The following is a 20745-nucleotide window of genomic DNA, read 5'->3' as shown; positions in this document are numbered from 1 at the left end:
TTGGGGAATCCGATTCCCTCAAGGAGCCCGGCACGGGCTTACCGGCGGTGCACCATGATCCGCGCGCCGTCGCCGGGCACGAGCGTGATGTGCCGGGTCTTGACCCGCTCCGGGCGAGGGCTGGGCGCGCTGACCCGGTACCGCGCGAACAGCTCCCGCAGCACAATTGTCGCCTCCAGCAACGAAAACCCCGCCCCGAGACAGCGCCGCGCGCCGCCTCCGAAGGGGAACCAGCTGCCCGCAGGCGGGCCGCTGCCGAGGAACCGCGCCGGATCGAACACCTCCGGCGAGGGATGGTGCTCCGCGTCCGCGTGAATCATCGAAATCGAGGGCAGCACCATGTATCCGGCCGGAACCGTGTAGGGCCCGACCTGGACATCCTTCGTGAGCTTCCGCGAAACCTCGGAGATGATCGGCCGCAGCCGCATCGCCTCCTTCGCGACCGCTTCGAGGTACTTCTCGTCGCACTCGTCAGCGGCGCGGGCGGCCGCCGCGGCGGTGACCGGATCCCGGGCCAGCTCGTGCAGCGCCCAAGCCAGCGCGGTCGCCGTGGTCTCATGCCCGGCCAGCAGCAACGTGATCAGCTGGTCGCGCAGTTCGAGGTCGCTGAGCTGATCGTCCCCGGGCACGGTCAGCAGCCGGGACAGCACGTCGGTCCGCTCCGCCAGATCCGGTGCCGCGCGCCGCTCCGCGATTTCCGCGTACAGCAGCTGGTCGACCCGTTGCTGCCGTTCCCGGTTCCGCCGCCACGGCCCGAACTTCTGCAACGCCGGACTGTGCCAGCCGAACAGGTCGAGCGCGCTGATGTCGATGACCCGCTCCAGCGCCACGCGCAACTCCGCCAGCCGGGGTCCGTCGGCCACGCCGAAGACGACCCGCAGGATCACTTCCAGCGTCAGCGCCCGCATCCGGTCGTGCACCCGGAACGCCCGGCCCCGCGGCCACCGCTCCAGCTCCGCGACCGTCAGCTCGGTGACCATGTCGCGGTATCCGCGCATCGCCGCGCCGTTGAAGGCGGGCATCAGCAGTTTCCGCGCCCTGCGGTGCTGCTCCTCGTCGGTGAGCAGCACCGAATGCTCGCCCAGCATGGGTTTGAGCACCATGTTCCCCTCGCCGGCATGGAACGTCTCGACCGGACCGGCGAAGATCTCGCGGACCAGGCCGAGGTCGCCGACCAGCACCACCGAACGCTCCGGGTACAGCTTCAGCCGCACGACGTCTCCGTAGCGCCGTCGCAGCAGCGGCAGCAGGGAGTTGCGGAAAGCGCCGAAAAGGACGGTTTGGACCGCGAGCGGGAGGCGCGGGCCGGGCGGAAGCGCGGAATGGGCGCGGACGGGCGTGCGCAGAGCCATGCTTCGTTCGTACTCGCGCCCGGCGGCGGTGTCCACCAGACTTGACCCTCACGCGACGTGAGGCGCGATCGTGGGTTCTCGCAAGGGCCATTCGGCCGAAGAAACGGGGGGAGAGCGATGGGCTACCGGGTGGGCGAGGCGGCGGCGCTGGCCGGCGTCACCGTGCGCACGCTGCACCACTACGACGAGATCGGGCTGCTGTCGCCGAGCGGGCGGACCGCGTCCGGCTACCGGCGTTACGACGGCGCCGATCTCGACCGGCTGCAGCGGATCCTGCTCTACCGGGAGCTGGGCTTTCCCCTGGAGACGATCGCGTCCGTGCTCGCGGAGCCGGGGACCGACGCCAGCGCCCACCTGAAACGGCAGCGGGAGCTGCTGGTGGCGCAGGCGGACCGGATCGAGCGCATGGTCGCGGCCGTCGATCGATTGCTGGAGGCGAGAGCCATGGGCAACGCGTTGACGCCCGAGGAGAAGTTCGAAGTGTTCGGCGGGTTCCGGGAGCCGGAAGGCTATGCGGAGGAGGCCGTGCGCCGCTGGGGAGAAACACCGGAGTGGCAGCGGGCACGGCTGCCGGAGACCAGGCAGGAATGGGCCGAGGCGGAGCGGCAGCGGAAGGACTGGGTGCGCCGCCTGGTCGCGCTGGCCGGCGAAGGCGTGCCCGCGGACAGCCCGGCGGCCGGACAGCTCGCCGAGGAGCACCGGGCGATGCTGTCGGCGGCGATGGGGGAGTGCGGGTACGAGATGCAGCAGCGGATCGCGGACCTGTACGCGGACGAGCCCGCGCAGCTGGCGTTCCTCGTCCGGGAGGACGAGCAGCGGCCCGGCATCGGGGCGTACGTGCGTGACGCTGTCCGGGCGAACGCCGTGCGACAGCGGGCCTGATCGCTCCGGTGGGAGGGACACCACAGTTGTCTCTCCCACCGGGTGGGATAACGGACAGACGTCACGCTTACAGTCGGAGGCATGCAGACTTGGTCATCCGTCGCCGTGCCCCGGCTGCCCGGCACGCCCCGCCCCCTCCGGCTCCACGACACCGCGACCGGGCAGGTCCGCCCGACGGCGCCCGGCGCCGCTGCCCGGATGTACGTCTGCGGCATCACCCCCTACGACGCCACCCACCTCGGCCACGCCGCCACCTACCTCGCGTTCGACCTGGTCAACCGGGTGTGGCAGGACAACGGGCACGAGGTGCACTACGTCCAGAACGTCACCGACATCGACGAGCCGCTGCTGGAGCGCGCGGAACGCGATTCGGACGACTGGATCGTGCTCGGCATGCGCGAAACGGCGCTGTTCCGCGAGGACATGGAGGCGCTGCGGGTGCTGCCGCCGCGCGAGTTCGTCGGCGCGGTCGAGGCGATCCCGGAGATCGTCGAGGTCATCGCGAAGCTGCTCGCCGACGGCAGCGCCTACCGTGCGGACGACGCCGAGTTCCCGGACGTCTACTTCGACCACGACGCGACCGGCCGGTTCGGCTACGAGTCGAACTACGACGCCGAGACCATGGCGAAGTTCTTCGCCGAGCGCGGTGGCGACCCGGACCGTCCCGGCAAGCGGCACCCGCTGGACGCGCTGCTGTGGCGCGTCGCGCGCGAGGGCGAGCCGTCGTGGGAGTCGGAACTGGGCGCCGGACGGCCGGGCTGGCACATCGAATGCAGCGCGATCGCGGTGAACCGCCTCGGGCTCGGGTTCGACGTGCAGGGCGGCGGGTCCGACCTGATCTTCCCGCACCACGAGTACAGCGCCGCGCACGCCGAGGCGGTCGCCGCCGACCACCCGTTCGCCCGCCACTACGTGCACGCCGGGATGATCGGGCTCGACGGCGAGAAGATGTCGAAGTCGCGCGGCAACCTGGTCTTCGTGTCGCGGCTGCGCGCCGACGGCGTCGACCCGGCGGCGATCCGGCTCGCGCTGTTCGCCGGGCACTACCGCGAGGACCGGGCGTGGACCGGCCAGCTGCTGGCCGACGCGCAGGACCGGCTGGCCCGCTGGCGCGAAGCCGTCGCGCTGCCTGCCGGGCCCGACGCGGGGGACACCGTGGCGCGGCTGCGCGACCACCTCTCCGACGACCTGAACACGCCGAAGGCCCTCACGGCGATCGACGCGTGGGTCACCTCGGCGCTGCGCCGCGACGGCACCGATCAGGCCGCTCCGGGCCTGGTCAAGGAGGCCGTGGACGCGTTGCTGGGCATCGTTCTCTGAGTTTGCGGGGACCGGGCAGCGGCCGGAACGCGCTTCCGGCCGCTGCCCGCCGACTTGATTGTATAACGACCTATACATCCTGGCGCCGGCCATCGGCCAGCGCCAGGTGGTCGCCGTCCCAGCGACGGCGCAACCATCGGTCATGCGAAGCAAGGACAACCGCGCCCGGAGCGCTGTCGAGCGCTTCGGACAATTCCTCGGCGAGGCTGAGCGACAGGTGGTTGGTCGGCTCGTCCAGCAACAGCACGTCCGGCGGCTCCGCGAGCAGCACCGCCAGCGCCAACCGGCGACGCTGGCCTACTGAAAGCTCGCCGACCGGACGGTCGTGTTCCCTCGGCGGCAGCAGCCCGAGCGTGGACAGCGACGGTGCGCCTTCCCCGGCCGCGGCGCGGTACACCTCGTGCGCGGTCCGCTTGGGCCGGGCGAACGTGACGTCCTGTTCCAGCAACCCCACTCGCACGCCGGGTCCGAAGTGGACGGTTCCGGCCGGCGGCGTGAGCTGACCGGCCAGCACCGACAGCAGCGTGGACTTGCCCGCCCCGTTGCCGCCGGTCACGAGAAGCCGCGCGCTGCGGTCCACGTCCAGCTCGTCCAGCTGCACCCGGCCCGGAACGGCGACGCCGCGCACCGACACCGCCGGGCCTTCGCCGCTGGTGGCCGCGGTGAGCGCGGCCCGAAACCGCAGTGGCGCAGGGGGTTTGCGGACCTGCTCGCGCTCCAGCGTGTCGAGCTTGAGCTGGGCGTTGCGGACGCGGCGGGAAATCTGCTTCTGCACGCGACCGGTCTTGAAGTCGTAGAGCATCTTCGCGTTGTCCCGCGGCGCACGGTTGTGTGCGACGCGGCGCGCGGTTCCGTGCACGGATTCCCGCAGCTGCTTGAGCTCCTCCTGTTCTTCGGTGAACCGCTGTTCCCAGCGGGCCCGTTCGGCCTTCTTCTGGCCGAGGTAGTCGGTGTAACTGCCGCCGTAGCGCGTCGCGCCGCCGACGCGGCGGTCCGCCGGGACCGGGTCCAGGTCCACGATGTCCGTGCAGACCGCGTCGAGGAAGACGCGATCGTGCGAGGACAGCACGACGACGCCGGTCAATTCCGCGAGATGGCGTTCGAGGAATTCCATGGCGTCGTCGTCGAGGTGGTTGGTCGGTTCGTCGAGCAGCAGGATGCGCGGCCGCCGCACCAGCAGCGCGGCCAGCCCGAGCCGCGACCGCTGGCCGCCTGAGAGGGTGTGCAGCCGCCGGTCGTGCCTGATGTCGCCGAGCCCGAGACCGGCGAGGACGAGATCCGCGCGCCGGTCCGCGTCCCACAGGTCGTGGGCCTGCGCCCATTCCAGGACGTGGCCGTACTCGCTGAGCACCTCCGGGTCGTCGGGACGCTCGGCGAGCGCGGCGGCGAGCTTGTCGAGCGTCGCCGCGGCGGTGCGGATCTCGGCGAGCGCCTCGTCGAGAACGTCGGAGACCCGTGCGGTGCCGGCGAACGGCAGCTCCTGGAAGAGGAAGCCGAGATCGCCGTGCCGCACGACGTCGCCGCCGCGAGGGACTTCAAGCCCGGCGAGCAGCCGGAGCAAGGTGGATTTCCCGACGCCGTTCTCGCCGACGAGACCGATCCGCCTCCCGGGCGACGCGACGAGCGAAACGCCGTTGAGGACGGTGCGGGCGCCGTAGCCGAAAACGAGGTCGGAGGCGTGCAGGACAGTAGACATGAGTGAGCACCGGGCCTTCGCGGTGGAAGCAAAATCCCCGACGGGCAACGCGCGGCTTCCCGGGAGCAGGGCTCGACCGGGAGCGGCCTCGATACGGGGAGGGCTCGGTTCAGCTGTCCATGATGGCCGGGAGCATAACCCGGAGCGCGCCCTGCCCGGCAACTGGTTTTCCGCGGAGATCGGCCAGCGCTGGTCAGGATGCCTGCTGTGGCTAGTGTTGCCGGACGTTTCCGATAACCGCTTCAGTGACTGAGGGGATCGCCGACATGGCTGAAGTCGTGCTGTACCACCACATCCAGGGGTTGACCGACGGAGTGCGGAGCGTGGCCGACGAGCTGCGCCGGGCCGGGCACACGGTGCACACGCCCGATCTGTTCGAGGGCCGGACCTTCGCCGGCATCGAGGACGGGTTCGCGTTCGCCCGCGAAGCCGGGGTCGAGCGCTTGCGAGAGCGGGGGATCGCCGAAGCCGCGGCGCTGGGGCCCGAACTCGTGTACGCCGGGTTTTCGTTCGGCGTCACCATCGCGCAGCGGCTCGCGCAGACCGTCCCCGGCGCGCGCGGTGCGCTGCTCATGGACTCCTGCCTGCCGGTCACGGCGTTCGGGCCGGCCTGGCCGGCCGGCGTGCCGGTCCAGATCCACGGCAAAGAGAACGACGAGTTCTTCGAGGAGGACCTGCCGGCGGCCCGCGAACTCGTCAGCTCGGCGCCGCGGGCGGAGCTGTTCGTCTATCCGGGCGACCAGCACCTCTTCGCGGACTCCTCGCTGCCCGCCTACGACCCCAAGGCAGCCGGAGCGCTCATGGAGCGCGTGCGCGCTTTCCTCGCCTCGGTGTAACCGGGGCGGCTTGACGCCGGGACTGCGGCCTGCAACTCTGAAAGAATCGTTTCGAAAGAAACCCTTCATAGTTTGGACGGCCGATGACTGAACTGCCCCCGCGCAAGCGGGTCGACGACGTCGAGCTGCTGCGGGCCCTCGCGCACCCGCTGCGATCGGCGCTGGTGCACCACCTGATGGCAGTCGGCCCGTCGACCGCCAGCGAATGCGCGGACGCGGTCGGCTCGACGGCGTCGAACTGCAGCTGGCATCTGCGCAAACTGGCCGAACACGGCCTGGTCGAGCGAGCCGAGGGCGGCGACGGCCGGGAGCGGCCGTGGCGGGCCTGCCAGGTCGGGCTGGTGCTCGGCGGCCCGGGCGGCGACCCGGCGCTCGCAGCCGCGCGGCTGGCGGTCACCGGCACCGAACTGGCCGAAGAACAGGAGCTGACCCAGCGGTACCTCGACACGGTCGAGCAGCTCGACGAGGACTGGCGCGAGACGGGCGGGTTCTTCTCCTACGGGCTGAACGCGACGCCCGGGGAAGTCGCCGCGCTGACCAAGGCGATCGACGACCTGATCCGGCCGTACGTGAGCACGATCCGCGAGGACGCGCCCGCGGACGCCCGCGCGGTCTTCCTCGGGATGCGTGCCTTCCGCCGGATCGGGCACGACGGGAAACCGGCATGAGACGGCTGCTGGCCGCACCGGGATTCGCCCGGCTCTGGGTCTCCGCGTTCTTCGGCGAGACCGCCGAGTGGATGCTGCAGGTCGCGCTGCCGGTGTACCTGTTCGTCCGCACCGGCTCCGCGGTCACGACGGCGTTGAGCATCGTGCTCGGACTGCTGCCCGCGGTGCTGCTGAGCCCGGTCGCGGGGATCGTCGCCGACCGGTGGGACCGCCGGGTCGTGCTGGCGGCGGTGTGCGCCGGGCAGGCGGTCGTGGTGCTGCCGTTGCTGGTCGGTTCCGAGCTGCCGGTCGCGGCGGTCTACGCGGTGATGGCGGCGCAAGCGGGGCTGGCGTCGGTGTTCGAACCGGCGCGCAGTGCGCTGGTGCCGGAGCTGGTGGGCGTCGAGGACGTCACGCCGGCGAACGGGCTGATGAGCGTGAACGGCAGCGTCGCGCGGCTCGCGGGCGGCTGGGCCGGGGGAGCGTTGCTGGGCTGGGGCGGGCTGGACCGCGTGATCGTCGGCTACCTCGTCGCGCTCGCGGTCGCGGGGATGCTGCTCGCGTTCCCCTTCCGCCGGGTGGCGGTGCGCGAGACCGCGCCCGAACAGGCGGACTGGCTCGCGGGCGTCCGGGATCTGGCGGGCAAGCGGCTCCGGGCGACGAGCGTGTCGGCGCTGCTGACCTCGCTCGCGCAGGGCATGTTCCTGGTGCTGTTCGTGGTGTTCGTGCTCGACATCCTGCGCGGCAGCGAGGCCGACGCCGGGCTGTTGCGCGGCGTGCAGGCGATCGGCGGCCTGGCCGCCGGGTTCGCGGTGGCGACGCTGGCGCGCCGGGTCGCGCCGGTGCTGCTGCAGGGCTGGGGGCTGGTCGCCGCGGGGCTGATGTCGGTGGCGATCTGGAATCTGCCGGGCGCGACGACGGCGCTCGGGGTGTATGCCGGGCTGTTCATGGCGGTCGGCGCGCCCGCCGTGGTGGCCGGGGCCGGGCTGCTGTCGCACGTGCAGGCGGAGACCGGCCCGGACCGGGCGGGACGGGTGCTGAGCACGGTGTACGCGCTGATGGCCGCGGGGACGGCGGCCGGTTCGCTGCTGGCCGGCGCGCTCGTCGCGGTGACCGGGCCGACAGTGCTGCTGAACGTGCAGGCAGGCCTCCACGTGAGCGCCGGGCTGGTCGTTCTGGGGTGGGGGAATGGGCGGTTCCGGCGCTCCCGGGCGCGGAAAGTCGTTACGGTGGACAAGTGCCGTCTCTCTTCGCCACCAGCGACCTCCACGTGACCCACGAGGGCAACGGCCCGATCGTCGACCAGGTCGTGCCCGACGATCCCGGCGACTGGCTGCTCGTCGCCGGCGACGTCGCCGAGTCCGCCAAGGTCATCCGCGAAACGCTCGCGAGACTGCGCGAGCGGTTCGCGAAAGTCGTGTGGGTCCCGGGCAACCACGAGCTGTGGACCACGCCGAACGACGCGTGCCAGCTGCGCGGCCAGGCGCGGTACGAATTCCTCGTGGAGCAGTGCCGCGAGATCGACGTTCTCACGCCCGAGGACGAGTTCCCGGTATGGGACTTCGGCCCGGAGCCGCTGACCGTCGCACCGCTGTTCGTGTTCTACGACTACAGCTGGCGCACCCCGGCGACCGAGGGCAAGACCCGCGAAGAGGCGCTCGCGCACGCTCGCGAGATCGGCGTCGTGTGCACCGACGAGTACTACTTGCATCCGGACCCGTACGCATCGCGCGCGGCCTGGTGCGAGCAGCGTTTGAAGATCAGCCGCGACCGGCTGGACGCGCTCCCGGCCGGCCGCCGCACGATCCTGATGTCGCACTGGCCGCTGCACCGGCATCCGACAAACCCGTTGTACTACCCTGATTTCGCGCTCTGGTGCGGCACCACGCAGACCGAGGACTGGCACCTGCGCTACCGAGCCGAGCTGGCCGTGTACGGGCACCTGCACATCCCGCGCACGACCTCCGCGGACGGCGTGCGGTTCGAGGAAGTCTCGCTCGGCTACCCGCGCGAGTGGCGGAAGCGGGAGCGCGGCGCGGTTCCGGTGCGGAAGCTGCTCACCGCCTGAGCGCGACCGGCTCGCCCGTCAGGGGATCAGCCGAACGAGAGGCGGTCGCCGCGACCTGCGCCGGGACACCGCGTAGTCCATGCAGACGCCAAACCATCCGCGTTCACCGGCGAGACCGAGGCCGCCGCCGACGCGGTGGTCGCGGCGAGCACTGCCGCCACGAGAGCCTTGCCGAACACCTGGTCCGCGCGACGTCGCTCGCGCCAGGCCGGTCGACGAGACGGGCTCGGCACGGCACGGCACCAGAGCGGCGCGATCGGCGCCGTCATTCGGGCGAGCGGCCCGGTGCGTCCGCTCGCGGGGGTGGCTCGTGAGCGGGTCAGCGGAGGCCGAACCCGCCGTCCTGCCCTGGCCGGCGGCGGCGCAGGTAGCGCTCGAACTCGGCGGCGATCTTGTCGCCCGAGACCTCCTCCATGGTGAAGTCGGTCTCGGCGTCGCCGCGTTCCTCAAGGCCGCGCACGTACTCGCTGATTTCCTCGTCCTCGTCGGCCATCTCGCTGACCGTCTGCTGCCATTCCTCGGCCTGCTCCGGCAGCGCGCCCAGCGGGATCTCGACGTCGAGGACGTCCTCCAGCTTGTGCAGCAGCGCCAGCGTGGCCTTCGGCGACGGCGGGTGCGAGACGTAGTGCGGGACCGCGGCCCAGATCGACACCGCCGGGATGCCGGCCTGGACGCAGTAGTCCTGGAGGATCCCGACGATCCCGGTCGGGCCCTGGTAGTTGTTCACCTCGAGCCGGTACTTGCTCGCGGTGTCCTTGTCGTAGGCCGTTCCGGTGACCGGGACCGGCCGGGTGTGCGCGGTGTCGGCCAGCAGGGCGCCGAGCGCGACCACCATCGCCACGTCCAGCTCCTGGACGTGCTCGACGATCTCCGCGCAGAACTTCCGCCAGCGCATGTTCGGCTCCGGGCCCTGCACCAGCACCAGGTCGCGGTCGAAGCCCTCGGGACGGCACACCGACAGCCGGGTGGTCGGCCATTCGACCCGCCGGGTGATGCCGTCGACCATCTTCACCATGGGGCGGCTGACCTGGAAGTCGTAGTAGTCGTCCGGCTCGAGCTCGGCCAGCGGGGTCGCGTCCCAGGAAAGCTGGAGGTGTTCGATCGCCTGGCTGGCCGCGTCGCCCGCGTCGTTCCAGCCCTCGAAGGCCAGGATCATGATCGGGCGCTGGGCATCGGTGCGGTCCTGCTCCGGGTCGCCGGGCCGCGGGGTGTCGTCGACAGGCTCACTCACCTGACCAGCCTACGGCCTCGGCCGCCTACGCTGCGCGGCGTGTCCGCCCCCGCGTGTCACGGGGCGGGTGTGGCCCCGCTCACGGCGGTCGGCGTGGGACGCTGGAGGCGAGCGCGCCCGGCCGGGGCGCCGCACCGGACAAGGAGAAACTGTGACTGCACCGTCCTCTTCGGACGGACTGGCGGCTGTCCTCTGGGACATGGACGGCACCCTCGTCGATTCCGAGAAACTGTGGGACGTCGCGCTGTACGAGGCCGCCGAGGCGCTCGGCGGCACGCTTTCGGAGGAAGTCCGGATGACGCTCGTGGGGTCCAACATGGACGCCACCGCCACCGTGCTGCTGGAGCAGACCGGCCGCCCGGTCACCCCGGAAGCGGTCGCGGAAACGGGGGAGTGGATCCGCCGCCGCACCGCCGGGCTGTTCGACGACGCGCTGCCCTGGCGGCCGGGCGCGCGCGAGGCGCTGGCCGCGGTCCGCGCGGCCGGGCTCAAGTCCGCCCTGGTCACCTCCACCGAACGGGCGCTGACCGAACTCGCGCTCGACACGATCGGGCGGGATTTCTTCGACGTCACGGTCTGCGGCGACGAGGTCGGCGGCCAGAACAAACCCCTCCCGCGGCCGTACCTGAAGGCCGCCGAACTGCTCGGCGTGGCACCGGACCGGTGCGTCGCGGTCGAGGACTCGCCGCCGGGCGCGGAATCGGCCGAAAGCGCTGGCTGCGCGGTGCTCGTCGTGCCCAACGACGTGGCCGTCCCGGACGGTCCGCGCCGGGTGTTCCGCACGTCCCTGGCCGGAGTCGGCGTGCCCGAACTGGCGGCGCTGCTGCCGTCGCTGTGACCTCGGCGGCTTCCGGGTCACCCGGAACGGCGCGGACGAGCGCGGGATGAAAGGATCCGGCCCCGTGAAGACCTTCGATGAGCTGTTCGCGGAGCTTGCCGAGCGCGCGCGTACCCGTCCCGACGGGTCCGGCACCGTCGCCGCACTGGACGCCGGAGTGCACGCACAGGGCAAGAAGGTGCTCGAAGAGGCGGGCGAGGTGTGGATCGCCGCCGAGCACGAATCCGACGACCGGCTGTCGGAGGAGATCTCGCAACTGCTGTACCGGGTGCAGGTGCTCATGCTCGGCCGGGGAATCTCGACCGAGGACGTGTACCGCTACCTGTGACGCGCTCGCGCACCGGAGACCGAGGAGAAGAGCGAATGCTGCGTGTTGCCGTGCCGAACAAGGGAGCCCTCGCCGCCGCGTCGGCGGAGATGCTTTCCGAGGCGGGCTACCGCAAGCGACATGACGGCAAGGACCTGACCGTGCTCGACCCGGTCAACGAGGTCGAGTTCTTCTTCCTCCGGCCGAAGGACATCGCCATCTACGTCGGTTCCGGCGACCTCGACCTCGGCATCACCGGCCGCGACCTCGCGCTCGATTCGGGAGCGCCGGTCGACGAGGTGCTCGCGCTCGGGTTCGGCGCCTCGACGTTCCGCTACGCCGCACCGTCCGGACGGGACTGGAAACCGGCTGACCTGCACGGCAAGCGGCTCGCGACGTCGTACCCTCGGCTGGTCCGCGACGATCTCGCGCGCCACGGGGTCGAGGCCGAGGTCATCCGGCTCGACGGCGCGGTGGAGATCTCGATCCAGCTCGGGGTCGCGGACGCGATCGCGGACGTCGTCGAGTCCGGACGATCGTTGCGGCAGCACAATCTCGTCGCGTTCGGGGAGCCGATCTGCAGGTCCGAGGCGGTCTTGCTGCAGCGGGCCGGCAGCGAAGGCTCCCGGGCCAAGGCGCAGCTCGCGGCCCGGCTGCAGGGCGTGGTTTTCGCGCAGCACTACATGATGCTCGACTACGACTGCCCGCGCGACATCCTGGAGCAGGCCATTTCGATCACGCCGGGCCTGGAGTCGCCGACGGTGGCGCCGCTGGCGGACGAGAAGTGGGTCGCGGTGCGGGCGATGGTGCCGCGCAAGGAAGTCAACCGGATCATGGACGAGCTGGCCGAAACCGGCGCGAAAGCCGTGCTGGCCTCCGACATCCGGTCCTGCCGACTCTGATAGCGGCGGCTCCGCCGCGGCGGAGCCGCCTCCGGCCCGATCCCGCGTTGGTGTTGAGTCCGAAGTGGACAGTCTTCAGCGCGGGCGGTTCGGGCGCTTCGGCATCAGGTCGTACAGCTTCTTGCGCGCGCCGTTGTCGTTGACGTTGCGGGCTACCGCGACCTCGGAGATGAAGTCCTCGAAGACGAACTCGTCGTCGGCGGGAACCTCGGTGGGGCCGGGGTTTTGCGCCAGGTAGCCGTCCAGGGTTTCGGCGATTTCCCGGAACGACACCGCCTGGATGGTTTCCGGGGCGAACGTCGTGACCGGGACGCCGTGGGCCGCTGCCTCGTTCATCACGACGCCCAGCGGGACGTGCGAGAGCATGGGGACGCCGAAGGAGTACATCTCCTGAAGCGCGGCCGCGGCGTAGTGCGAAATGGGCCGCCGGTAGAGGCCGGGGACGATGCCGAACCACGAGATCGGGGCGCGGCCGGTGGTTTGTTCGACGTAGCGGACCTGTTCCGACAGCAGGCGCAGGGCCCGGATGCTCGTTTTGTCCGGCTGGACCGGCACCAGGATCCCGTGCGAGGCCGCCAGCGCGTTGTTCGTCAGCACGTCCTGGGCGGGCGGGCAGTCGATGATCACGTGGTCGTAGTGCGCGAACTGGATCACCCGCGCCAGCTGCCAGCCGGGCACCCGGAACTGGTCCAGCCTGCGGATCAGGTCGAACATCCCCGGCGACGTCGGGATCACGTCGAGCGCGCCGCCGCGGCCCAGGTTGCTGCGCGGATGCGGCACGGCCAGCTGCTCGATCGGGCCCTTCCACAGCTTGGTCAGCGCCTTCGCCAGGCTCGGCGCGTCCGCCGGGACCTCGTCCAGGCCGAGCATCTCGGTCGTCGCGTGCCCCTGCGGGTCGAGGTCGACGAGCAGCACCCGCCTGCCGCGTTCGGCGAGGGCCGCCGCCGCGCCCACGCTCAGCGAGGTTTTGCCCACCCCGCCCTTCTGGTTGACCACCGAGGTGATCTGCATGCCGGAGCGCTCCCTTGTCGGTCGTTCCGCGAAGGCTATCGGACTTGCCCGCCGCGGCGCGCTCATCCGCCCCCGGCCTGTCGCGGACGCACCAGCAAAGCCTGCGCGCCGGTGCCGACCGGACCGGAACGATCGTGCAGCGTACTGCTCGCCGTGCCGATCCCGTGCGGCCCGACCAGCGTGACCGCGTCAAGCCCGATCCACTCGCCCTCGGGGATCCGGCGCAGGTGCACGGTGAGTTCCGAGTTGATGAACCACCACTGCGCCGCCGGCAGGAAGTGCGACACCCCGTTGCCGGAGTCGGCGATGGCGAACAGCCGCTGCAGGCCCGTCGGCTCCTCACCGTCGACCAGCGGATACCGCTGCCGCGCCCACACCGCGGCCGGGCCCGGAGCGGAGATCGCGCCGCGGACCGAACGCCATTCGATCGCGTGCAGGTAACCGCCCTGCCAGTCCTCCGGGAAGGCCGCTTCGCTGCCCGCGTCGGCCGCGGGCAGCAGCGGACCGCCGTCGGTGGCGATCTCGGCGGTGTCGGACGTCGCGATCCGCCACCCGGACGCCCGCGCGACCGCCCGGCCGTTCGCGGACAGCTCGGACTGGACCAATTCGACCGTCCGGCCCGGCCGCTCGATCCACGACCGCTGCTCCAGCTCGCCCACCGGAGCCGGGCCGAGGATTTCGACCGTGACCCGGGCCAGCTGCGCCGGACGCGTCGACTCCAGCCGTTCGAGCCCGCGCACCAGCAGCGCCGAGGGCGGGCCGAAATGCTGCGCGCCGGGACTCCACGGGCCGCTGGTGTGTTCAGTCGCCTCGTACCGCTCGCCGCCGAGCGGGAGGAAGAACGCGTCGCCCATCAGTCGGCCCGGTCCAGGGCCGTCTCCTCGCCCGGATCCGGCTCGGGCCAGCCCGGATACTCCGGCGGCGTCCCGCCGAACTCCGGGCAATGCGCCTGGTGGTCGCACCACGAGCACAGCCTGCCCTTGTTCGGCCGGAAATCGCCGGTCTTGCCCGCCTTCAGGATCGCCTGCCAGATCGCCTCCAGCGTGCGCTCGAACCGGACCAGCTCGGCCTCGTCCGGCGTGTAGGCCAGCGACTGGCCGTCGGTCAGGTACATCAGCTTCAGCTGCCGCGGGACGACCCCGCGCAACCGCCACAGCACCAGCGCGTAGAACTTCATCTGGAACAGTGCTTTGGCCTCGCCGATTTCCCGCGGGGCAGCGCCGGTTTTGTAGTCCACGACCCGGATTTCGCCGGTCGGCGCGACGTCCACCCGGTCGATGTACCCGCGCAGCAGCACGCCCGAGCCCAGCTCGATCTCGACGTGCAGCTCGCACGCCTCCGGCTCCAGCCGTCGCGGATCTTCCAGCTCGAAGTACGAATCAAGCAGCTTTTCGGCCGAGGCCAGCCACTTGTCGGTCTCCCCGGGTTCGCCGCCCGCGAACAGCTCCGTCCACTCCGGACTGTCGCCGGACAGCTCGGTCCAGGTCGGCGCGAGCAGCTCTTTCGCCCGCGGCGCGACGCGTTCGGCGGCGGGCAGCGCGAAAAGCCGCTCCAGAACCGCGTGGACGAGCGTGCCGCGCAGCTGCGCCCGGGTGGGCGCCTCCGGCAGCCGGTCGACCGCGCGGAACCGGTAGAGCAGCGGGCACTGCTTGAAGTCGCTCGCCCGGGACGGCGACAACGCGGGCCGCCTCCTGGCAGGCGCGTCGGCCCCGGGAGGGGTGGTGACCGTGGCGGTGTCGGACATGGGGCAGAGCGTAACGCCGGGCACCGACAATTGTGTTGGCCCCGCCTTCGGCGGGGCGGCGGGATCGCCTTCAAGTCGGCGTGCGGAGGGGCAGCGCGCCCGGCCTGGGGGGCCGGGCACGCTGCCCCTCCGCACGCCGACGCGATCCCGCGTTGGGGTCGGGTCGGGGGGTGGCTGGGTGCGGGTGGTTGGGCGGGGGGCGTGTCGTGCGTGGGTAGGGTTGGTTGGGTGGGGGAGCCGGGCGGGATGACGCCGCAGGGGGCGGGGTGGCTGCCGGGCGGGTTCCGGATGGGGAGTCATTCCCATCCGGGCGGGCAGCTGGTTTACGCGGCCAGCGGGGTGTTCGCCACCACCACCGAGTTCGGGACCTGGGTCGCGCCTGCCGACCGCGTCACGTGGACTCCGCCGGGGTTCGAGCATTCCCACCGGTTCTACGGGCGCACCGACACGCGGATCCTCGCCGTTCCCTTCGAGGAGTGCGGGGCGTTGGCCCGGCAGCCTTGCGTGTTCGCGGTGTCGCCGTTGTCGCGGGCCGGCATTCTGGCGTTGACCGGCGAAAAGGAGCGGTCGGCCGAGGCGGCGCGGCGGGTGCGGGCGGTGGTGCTCGACGAGCTGAGGGAGGTTCCGGGGGAGCCGCTGCATCTTCCGGAGCCGCGGGACGACCGGTTGCGGGCCGTCACCGAGCTGCTGCACGAGGATCCCGGGCGGGAGGAGACCCTGGCCGGGCTGGGGCGGGCGGCGGGGGCCAGCGAGCGGACGCTCAGCCGGTTGTTCCATGCCGATCTCGGCATGAGTTTTCAGCGGTGGCGCACGGTGCTGCGGATCCACCACGCGTTGTTCCGGCTCGCCGAAGGCGAATCGGTGACGGACACGGCGATCGCGTGCGGGTGGTCGAATCCGTCGGCGTTCATCGGCGCGTTCACGGCGGTGGTCGGGCAGACGCCGGGGCGATACCAGGCGGGACTGCGCGGCCGCGGCGAGTAGCGGGCGCAAGTTGGCGGGTTTTCGTGATCGGGCGCCCGATGCCTGGTGGCCGCCGCTGCGGGACCGGGAAGAAAGTGGTGATCATCCAGTTCACCAGCACTCTTTCCGGGGAAGGAAACATGACACAGGCAGACGGGAAAACCACCGTGGTCATCGTGGGCGGCGGGGTGGCCGGGCTCGCGCTCGGCACGTTTCTTCTCCGCAGCGGGATCCCTTGCACGGTCTTGGAAAAGAACAGCCGCGAGTACGTCGAGCAGCGGCAGAGAGCCGGATCCCTCGACGGCCGCGGCGTGCGGACGCTGCACGACTGGGGAGTCGGCGAGGCCGTCGAGGGACACGGCGGCGGGCCGTCCGACGTCGTCCTGCCGCTGATCGTCCACGGCGAGAAGCGCGCCTGGCGGATGGACTCCGGCGAGGACGGCGCGGGCGCGTTCGTCCCGCAGCAGGTGCTCGTCCGGAACCTCGTCCGGATCTTCCTCCGCGACGGCGGCGACCTCAGGTTCGAGGCGGCGGACGTCACGCTGGAAAAGCTCGGCACCGAACAACCCAGGGTGCGCTACCGGGACGGCGAGGGCGCCAAGGCGATCGACTGCGCGTTCGTCGCCGGCGCCGACGGCTTCCACGGCGTCAGCCGGACGGCGATCCCGGACGGATTCCTGGCGTGCCACAGCCACGAGTTCGGGTACGCCTGGCTGACCGTCATGGCGGAAGTGCCCGCCGATCCGCTGGCCGTGATGGCAGTGCATGCCCGGGGCTTCGCTGCGCAGATCACCCGCGGGCCGGACGCGAGCCGGATCTATCTGCAGTGTCCGGTCGACGACGCCGTCGGTGACTGGCCGGACGAGCGCGTCTGGGACGAACTCGGCACCCGGCTCGCCGCGCCGGTGCCGCGCGGGCCGATCGCGACGAAGCAGGTGGTGCCGCTGCGCGGGGTCGTGTTCAGCCCGATGCGCTACGGCAGGCTGTGCCTTCTCGGGGACGCGGCGCACCTCATTTCGCCGATGAGCGCGGAGGGAATGAGCCTCGCGCTGCACGACGCGGAGGTGCTCGCGCACGCGCTCGTCCATCAGGTGGCGAAGGACGATCCGAGCTTGCTGGAGAGCTACTCGGACACCTGTCTGGCGCATGTCTGGGAACGGCAGGCGTCGGCGGTCTGGATGACGGACACTATGCACGACTCCGGCGACGCGTCCTATCGCGGGGAGTTCCGGAAGCAGGTAGCGCTGGCGAATCTGGAAAACCTCGTCCAGCCGCGATCCGCCTGACCGGCTGGGTCCGTGAAGGACTCCTTGAGAGAACCTGATTCCCCGAAGGAGTCCTTCACGGACGTTCGCGGACCGAGGCCGGGGCGAGACCGACACCACCCGTCCGGGGGGACCGGGTCACCGGCTTCCCACACGCGGCCCCCTACGCTGTCCGGCATGGCCGCGACCCCTCAGCACGGCGCCGGGCCCGCCCGGCGCGCCGGCGGGGACGGCGGCCTGCTGCTGTTCCGGGTCGGCGGGGTGCCCGTTTTGCTCGCCCCGTCGTGGTGGATCGGCTCGCTGATCATCGTGGTGCTCTACGCGCCGCTGGTCGGGCGGCTCCTGCCGGACGTTTCGACGCCGACGGCGTGGCTGCTCGCCGCCGCGTTCGCGGTGCTGCTCGGGCTTTCCGTGCTCGCGCACGAACTCGGGCACTGCCTCGTCGCGCTGCGGCTGGGGATCCCGGTCCGGCGGCTGCGGCTGTTCCTTCTCGGCGGACTGTCCGAAGTGGCCCGTACGCCGCGCCGGCCGGGTCAGGAAGGGCTCGTCGCCGCGGCGGGGCCGGCGGTTTCGCTGGTGCTGGGCGGGTTCTGTTCGCTGCTGCTGTTCGCGGTGCCGCCCGACGGTGCGGTGTGGCTGCTCGTCGCGGAGTGCGCGGTGGCCAACTTCGCGGTCGGCTTCTTCAACCTGCTGCCGGGATTGCCGCTGGACGGCGGACGGCTCGTGCGCGCCGGGGTCTGGGCGATGACCGGGTTGCGGGCCAAGGGGACCCGGGCCGCGGTCGCGGGCGGGGCGCTGGTCGCGACCGGGCTGATCGTCTGGGCGCTGCTCGGGTTGGCGATGCAGAGCCCGGACCGCTGGCTCCGGCTCGGGGTGTGCGTGGTGACGGCGTGGTTCGTGATCCTCGGTGCCCGCTCCGAGCTGGCGGCGGAAGCCCGGCGCGGCTGGCCTGCCGGGCTGGAACTGTCCGATTTGGTGCGTCCGGTCTTGCAGCTGCCCGCGGAAAGCCCGGTGTCGGACGCGTTGGCGGCCTCGGCGGGACGTGGCGTCGTGCTGGTGCGCGCGGACGGCGTCGCGGCGGGCTTGCTCGACGAGCAAGCCGCGCACCAGCTGGCGAGCGTCAGCCCGCACGCGCCCGCCGAGCAAGCGGCCGAGCCGATCCGGGCGGAGACTGTGCTGCTGGCGTCGGAGCCGGGGGAGGAGATCGCCGAGCGCGTGCGCGAGACGCCTGCCTGGCAGTTCCTCGTGGTCGACGACGAAGGCCGTCCCGCGGGCGTGTTGCGCCGGGAAGACCTGCGGACCGCGCTGATGCAGGGCCGTCGCGCTCAGTGACGGGCACCCGCGCACGACGGGCGCGGGACGACCTGCGAGGATTCGACGTCGGCGTTCCGGGTTTCGCAGTGGAGGAAGAAGTTGTCGGTCAGCGGACCGTTTCGTGCAGGTGACCGGGTTCAGCTGACGGACTCGAAAGGCAGGCACTACACCCTTACGCTCGCCGACGGCGGCGAGTACCACACGCATCGCGGCGCCCTCGCGCACGACGACCTCATCGGCCGTCCCGAGGGCAGCGTGGTCACTTCGGCCGGCGGCAGCACGTATCTCGCGCTGCGGCCGCTGCTGCCGGACTACGTGCTGTCGATGCCGCGCGGCGCGCAGGTGATCTATCCCAAGGACGCCGCGCAGATCGTGATGTGGGGCGACATTTTCCCCGGCGCCCGCGTCCTGGAAGCCGGTGCCGGTTCGGGTGCGCTCGCCTGCTCGCTGCTGCGCGCGGTCGGCTCGGCGGGGCAGGTGTTCTCCTACGAAATCCGCGACGACCACGCGGAGCACGCCGAGCGCAACGTCGTGAAGTTCTTCGGCGAGAAGCCGGGCAACTGGACGCTCACCGTCGCGGATCTGGCCACGCACACCGGCGAGGTCGACCGGGTCGTGCTGGACATGCTCGCGCCGTGGGACCAGTTGCCGAACGTCGCCGAGCACCTGGTGCCCGGCGGGGTGCTGACCGTCTACGTCGCCACCGTGACCCAGCTGTCGCGCGTCACGGAATCGCTGCGGGAACAGCAGTGCTGGACCGAGCCGGAGTCGTGGGAGACGCTGATGCGGCCCTGGCACGTCGTCGGCCTCGCGGTGCGGCCGGACCACCGGATGGTCGCGCACACCGCTTTCCTGCTCACTGCCCGTCGTCTGGCGGACGGCACAGTGTCGCCGCGCGTTTCACGACGGCCCAGCAAGGGCAAAGGCTAACCAGGGACGCACCAACGGCCGTTCTCGCGCCGCAGCGGGAACGGCGTCTCCTTGTGCCCGCCGGTGCCTTCGACTCGGACGGTCACTGTGGCGTCGTCGCCCGCGATCGCCGGTTGTCCGGCCAGTGAGACGCGAAGCGGGCCGGCGGCGTCCCATGTGGCCTGGAGTTCCTTCAACGCGGCGGCAGTCTGCGGTTGGCAGGTGAGAGTGCCGAACGCGGCCGAGTCGGCGCGCGCTATCGCGTCGGCGAGAGTGCGCGCCAGCGTCGCGATCGCGGCCTGATCCGCTGCGGGCGCGGGAGGCGAGGACGTGCTGCTTCGCGACGGAGGCGGGGGAGCGGGCGGTTCCGAGGCGGTGCGGGCGGGCCCCGGCAGGCCGATCGAGACCAAGCCGAGGACGCCGCCCGCGACAACGACTGCGAGCAGGCCGAGTGCCGTGCCGAGCCGGCGTCTCACCTAGTGGTCCGTGCTGACCTTCCCGAGGCACCAGGCCCCGCCCTGGCGCAGGGCGGTCAGGGTGCCGTCGGCGGTCTTGCTGGACATGGTGACGTGGTACTTCACCGTCGCCTGGTCGCCGTTCTCCTGCGGGCTGCTGGTCAGCTCGAAGTGGATGCCCGAGGGCATCTTCTCGGTCGGTTTCTGGCCCTTGGTGAGGCTGGTGCAGAGCATCGAGTACAGCCCGTCGGTGTCGGAGCTGTTGTACGCCTCGGACGCGGCCTGGAACAGCTCGCCCGAGCTCGCCTTCGCACCGGACGCGGCCGGGTAGTCGCCGCTGCCCGAACCCGACGACGAGGTCGACGGGGACGACGACGAACTGTCGCCCGGGCCGCTGGACTGGGGGCCCGCGGCCGGAGCCGAGGACGATGCGGGCGGAGCGGCCGTCTTGTCGTCCTTCTTGCTGTCTCCGGTCAGCCAGATGACCAGGCCGGTCGCGCCGCCGAGGACGACCACCGCGGCGATCGCGATGCCGACGATCAGGCCGGTCTTCTTCTTTGTGGGCGGCTCCTCGCCGAACCCGCCGAACTGCCCGCCCGGCTGCTGCCCGAACGGCCCGCCGGGCTGTCCCGGCTGGCCAGGCTGCCCGAACTGGCCGGGCTGCTGTCCGAACTGCCCGAACTGGCCCGGCTGCTGCCCGTACTGCTGGGGACCGCCCTGCTGCGGGTATCCGCCCTGGTAGGGGCCGCCCTGGCCGGGCGTGCCGGGGCCGGGCGCGGCCGGGAACCCGCCGGACTGCGGGCCCTGCGGCGGCTGCCCGCCCTGGTTCCATCCGCCCTGCTGAGGCTGCCCGTACTGCGGCTGGCCCCCGTACGGGTTCGGCTGCTGTCCGCCCTGGTCCCAGCCGCCGGGCTGCTGCGGCGGATAAGTCATCTCGGTTCCCCCTGCCGTGCTCGCGAAAGTCCAGGCCGCGCCGGAGCGCGGCCACCCGGGGATGCTAGCCAG

General features: G+C 71.7%; 21 protein-coding genes. 13 read left to right on the top strand and 8 right to left on the bottom strand.

The window, feature by feature from the left end; translation table 11 throughout:
- Positions 1-38: 38 nt before the first annotated feature.
- Complete coding sequence (locus BM362_RS38750) at positions 39-1352, bottom strand: cytochrome P450 (RefSeq protein ID WP_093576561.1); 1314 nt, start codon at positions 1350-1352, stop codon at positions 39-41.
- A gap of 117 nt (positions 1353-1469) precedes the next feature.
- On the opposite strand from BM362_RS38750, the gene BM362_RS38745 reads away from it, so the two are divergent.
- Positions 1470-2234 (top strand): MerR family transcriptional regulator, encoded by a 765-nt coding sequence (locus BM362_RS38745; RefSeq protein ID WP_093576523.1) that lies wholly within the window; start codon positions 1470-1472, stop codon positions 2232-2234.
- A gap of 81 nt (positions 2235-2315) precedes the next feature.
- A complete protein-coding gene (mshC, locus tag BM362_RS38740) occupies positions 2316-3554 on the top strand; it encodes a cysteine--1-D-myo-inosityl 2-amino-2-deoxy-alpha-D-glucopyranoside ligase (RefSeq protein ID WP_067585650.1) in 1239 nt (412 codons plus the stop codon).
- A gap of 70 nt (positions 3555-3624) precedes the next feature.
- On the opposite strand, the gene BM362_RS38735 is transcribed toward mshC, so the two are convergent.
- Positions 3625-5250, bottom strand: coding sequence for an ABC-F family ATP-binding cassette domain-containing protein (locus BM362_RS38735; protein ID WP_093576522.1), 1626 nt, complete (start codon positions 5248-5250; stop codon positions 3625-3627).
- A 245-nt stretch (positions 5251-5495) separates the two neighbouring features.
- On the opposite strand from BM362_RS38735, the gene BM362_RS38730 reads away from it, so the two are divergent.
- The 4 genes from BM362_RS38730 (at position 5496) to BM362_RS38715 (ending at position 8801) form a co-directional block, all read left to right on the top strand.
- The gene (locus BM362_RS38730) at positions 5496-6086 is read left to right on the top strand and encodes a dienelactone hydrolase family protein (RefSeq protein ID WP_232791769.1); all 591 of its coding nucleotides are present in this window, start codon (positions 5496-5498) and stop codon (positions 6084-6086) included.
- Positions 6087-6169: 83 nt separating this feature from the next.
- Positions 6170-6754: an ArsR/SmtB family transcription factor gene (locus BM362_RS38725; protein ID WP_067585641.1), complete on the top strand. Its 585-nt coding sequence runs from the start codon at positions 6170-6172 to the stop codon at positions 6752-6754.
- Positions 6751-8007 (top strand): MFS transporter, encoded by a 1257-nt coding sequence (locus BM362_RS38720; RefSeq protein WP_067585638.1) that lies wholly within the window; start codon positions 6751-6753, stop codon positions 8005-8007. The genes BM362_RS38725 and BM362_RS38720 overlap by 4 nt, the downstream gene beginning before the upstream one ends.
- The gene (locus BM362_RS38715; RefSeq protein WP_067585635.1) at positions 7971-8801 is read left to right on the top strand and encodes a metallophosphoesterase family protein; all 831 of its coding nucleotides are present in this window, start codon (positions 7971-7973) and stop codon (positions 8799-8801) included. Before BM362_RS38720 ends, BM362_RS38715 begins: the two co-directional genes overlap by 37 nt.
- Positions 8802-9120: 319 nt before the next feature.
- On the opposite strand, the gene BM362_RS38710 is transcribed toward BM362_RS38715, so the two are convergent.
- Positions 9121-10032, bottom strand: coding sequence for a PAC2 family protein (locus BM362_RS38710; RefSeq protein WP_067585632.1), 912 nt, complete (start codon positions 10030-10032; stop codon positions 9121-9123).
- A 151-nt stretch (positions 10033-10183) separates the two neighbouring features.
- Between BM362_RS38710 and BM362_RS38705 the strand changes: the two genes are divergently transcribed.
- The 3 genes from BM362_RS38705 (at position 10184) to hisG (ending at position 12079) form a co-directional block, all read left to right on the top strand.
- Entirely contained in the window at positions 10184-10870 is a 687-nt protein-coding gene (locus BM362_RS38705) for an HAD family hydrolase (protein ID WP_255366189.1), read from the top strand.
- Positions 10871-10934: 64 nt separating this feature from the next.
- Entirely contained in the window at positions 10935-11198 is a 264-nt protein-coding gene (locus tag BM362_RS38700) for a phosphoribosyl-ATP diphosphatase (RefSeq protein ID WP_027927607.1), read from the top strand.
- A 35-nt stretch (positions 11199-11233) separates the two neighbouring features.
- Positions 11234-12079 carry an ATP phosphoribosyltransferase gene (hisG, locus tag BM362_RS38695; protein WP_093576521.1) on the top strand — a complete coding sequence of 282 codons (846 nt, stop codon included), beginning with the start codon at positions 11234-11236 and terminating at the stop codon, positions 12077-12079.
- A gap of 75 nt (positions 12080-12154) precedes the next feature.
- Here the strand turns inward: hisG and BM362_RS38690 are convergent, their stop codons facing one another.
- From BM362_RS38690 to BM362_RS38680, 3 genes are all read right to left on the bottom strand, one after another.
- Complete coding sequence (locus tag BM362_RS38690) at positions 12155-13090, bottom strand: ParA family protein (protein ID WP_067585626.1); 936 nt, start codon at positions 13088-13090, stop codon at positions 12155-12157.
- Positions 13091-13152: 62 nt separating this feature from the next.
- Positions 13153-13944, bottom strand: coding sequence for a thioesterase family protein (locus BM362_RS38685; RefSeq protein WP_067585623.1), 792 nt, complete (start codon positions 13942-13944; stop codon positions 13153-13155).
- The gene (locus BM362_RS38680) at positions 13944-14834 is read right to left on the bottom strand and encodes a RecB family exonuclease (protein ID WP_067585620.1); all 891 of its coding nucleotides are present in this window, start codon (positions 14832-14834) and stop codon (positions 13944-13946) included. The genes BM362_RS38685 and BM362_RS38680 overlap by 1 nt, the downstream gene beginning before the upstream one ends.
- A 246-nt stretch (positions 14835-15080) precedes the next feature.
- Here BM362_RS38680 and BM362_RS38675 point away from each other — a divergent pair, with 246 nt between their 5' ends.
- From BM362_RS38675 to BM362_RS38660, 4 genes are all read left to right on the top strand, one after another.
- The gene (locus tag BM362_RS38675) at positions 15081-15818 is read left to right on the top strand and encodes an AraC family transcriptional regulator (RefSeq protein WP_067585617.1); all 738 of its coding nucleotides are present in this window, start codon (positions 15081-15083) and stop codon (positions 15816-15818) included.
- 119 nt (positions 15819-15937) lie between these two features.
- Positions 15938-17083 carry a 4-hydroxybenzoate 3-monooxygenase gene (locus tag BM362_RS38670; RefSeq protein ID WP_093576560.1) on the top strand — a complete coding sequence of 382 codons (1146 nt, stop codon included), beginning with the start codon at positions 15938-15940 and terminating at the stop codon, positions 17081-17083.
- A gap of 156 nt (positions 17084-17239) precedes the next feature.
- On the top strand, positions 17240-18394 hold the full coding sequence (locus BM362_RS38665) for a M50 family metallopeptidase (RefSeq protein WP_093576520.1): 1155 nt from the start codon (positions 17240-17242) through the stop codon (positions 18392-18394).
- A gap of 81 nt (positions 18395-18475) precedes the next feature.
- On the top strand, positions 18476-19306 hold the full coding sequence (locus BM362_RS38660; protein WP_093576519.1) for a tRNA (adenine-N1)-methyltransferase: 831 nt from the start codon (positions 18476-18478) through the stop codon (positions 19304-19306).
- On the opposite strand, the gene BM362_RS38655 is transcribed toward BM362_RS38660, so the two are convergent.
- Together BM362_RS38655 and BM362_RS38650 are read right to left on the bottom strand one after the other, a co-directional pair.
- Complete coding sequence (locus tag BM362_RS38655; RefSeq protein WP_093576518.1) at positions 19303-19761, bottom strand: hypothetical protein; 459 nt, start codon at positions 19759-19761, stop codon at positions 19303-19305. The genes BM362_RS38660 and BM362_RS38655 overlap by 4 nt on opposite strands.
- Positions 19762-20673 carry a hypothetical protein gene (locus BM362_RS38650; RefSeq protein ID WP_093576517.1) on the bottom strand — a complete coding sequence of 304 codons (912 nt, stop codon included), beginning with the start codon at positions 20671-20673 and terminating at the stop codon, positions 19762-19764.
- Positions 20674-20745 lie beyond the last annotated feature (72 nt).

This window comes from Amycolatopsis rubida, from assembly GCF_900115345.1.
Classification (GTDB): Bacteria; Actinomycetota; Actinomycetes; order Mycobacteriales; family Pseudonocardiaceae; genus Amycolatopsis; species Amycolatopsis rubida.
This window is presented reverse-complemented; position numbering and strand designations above follow the sequence as displayed.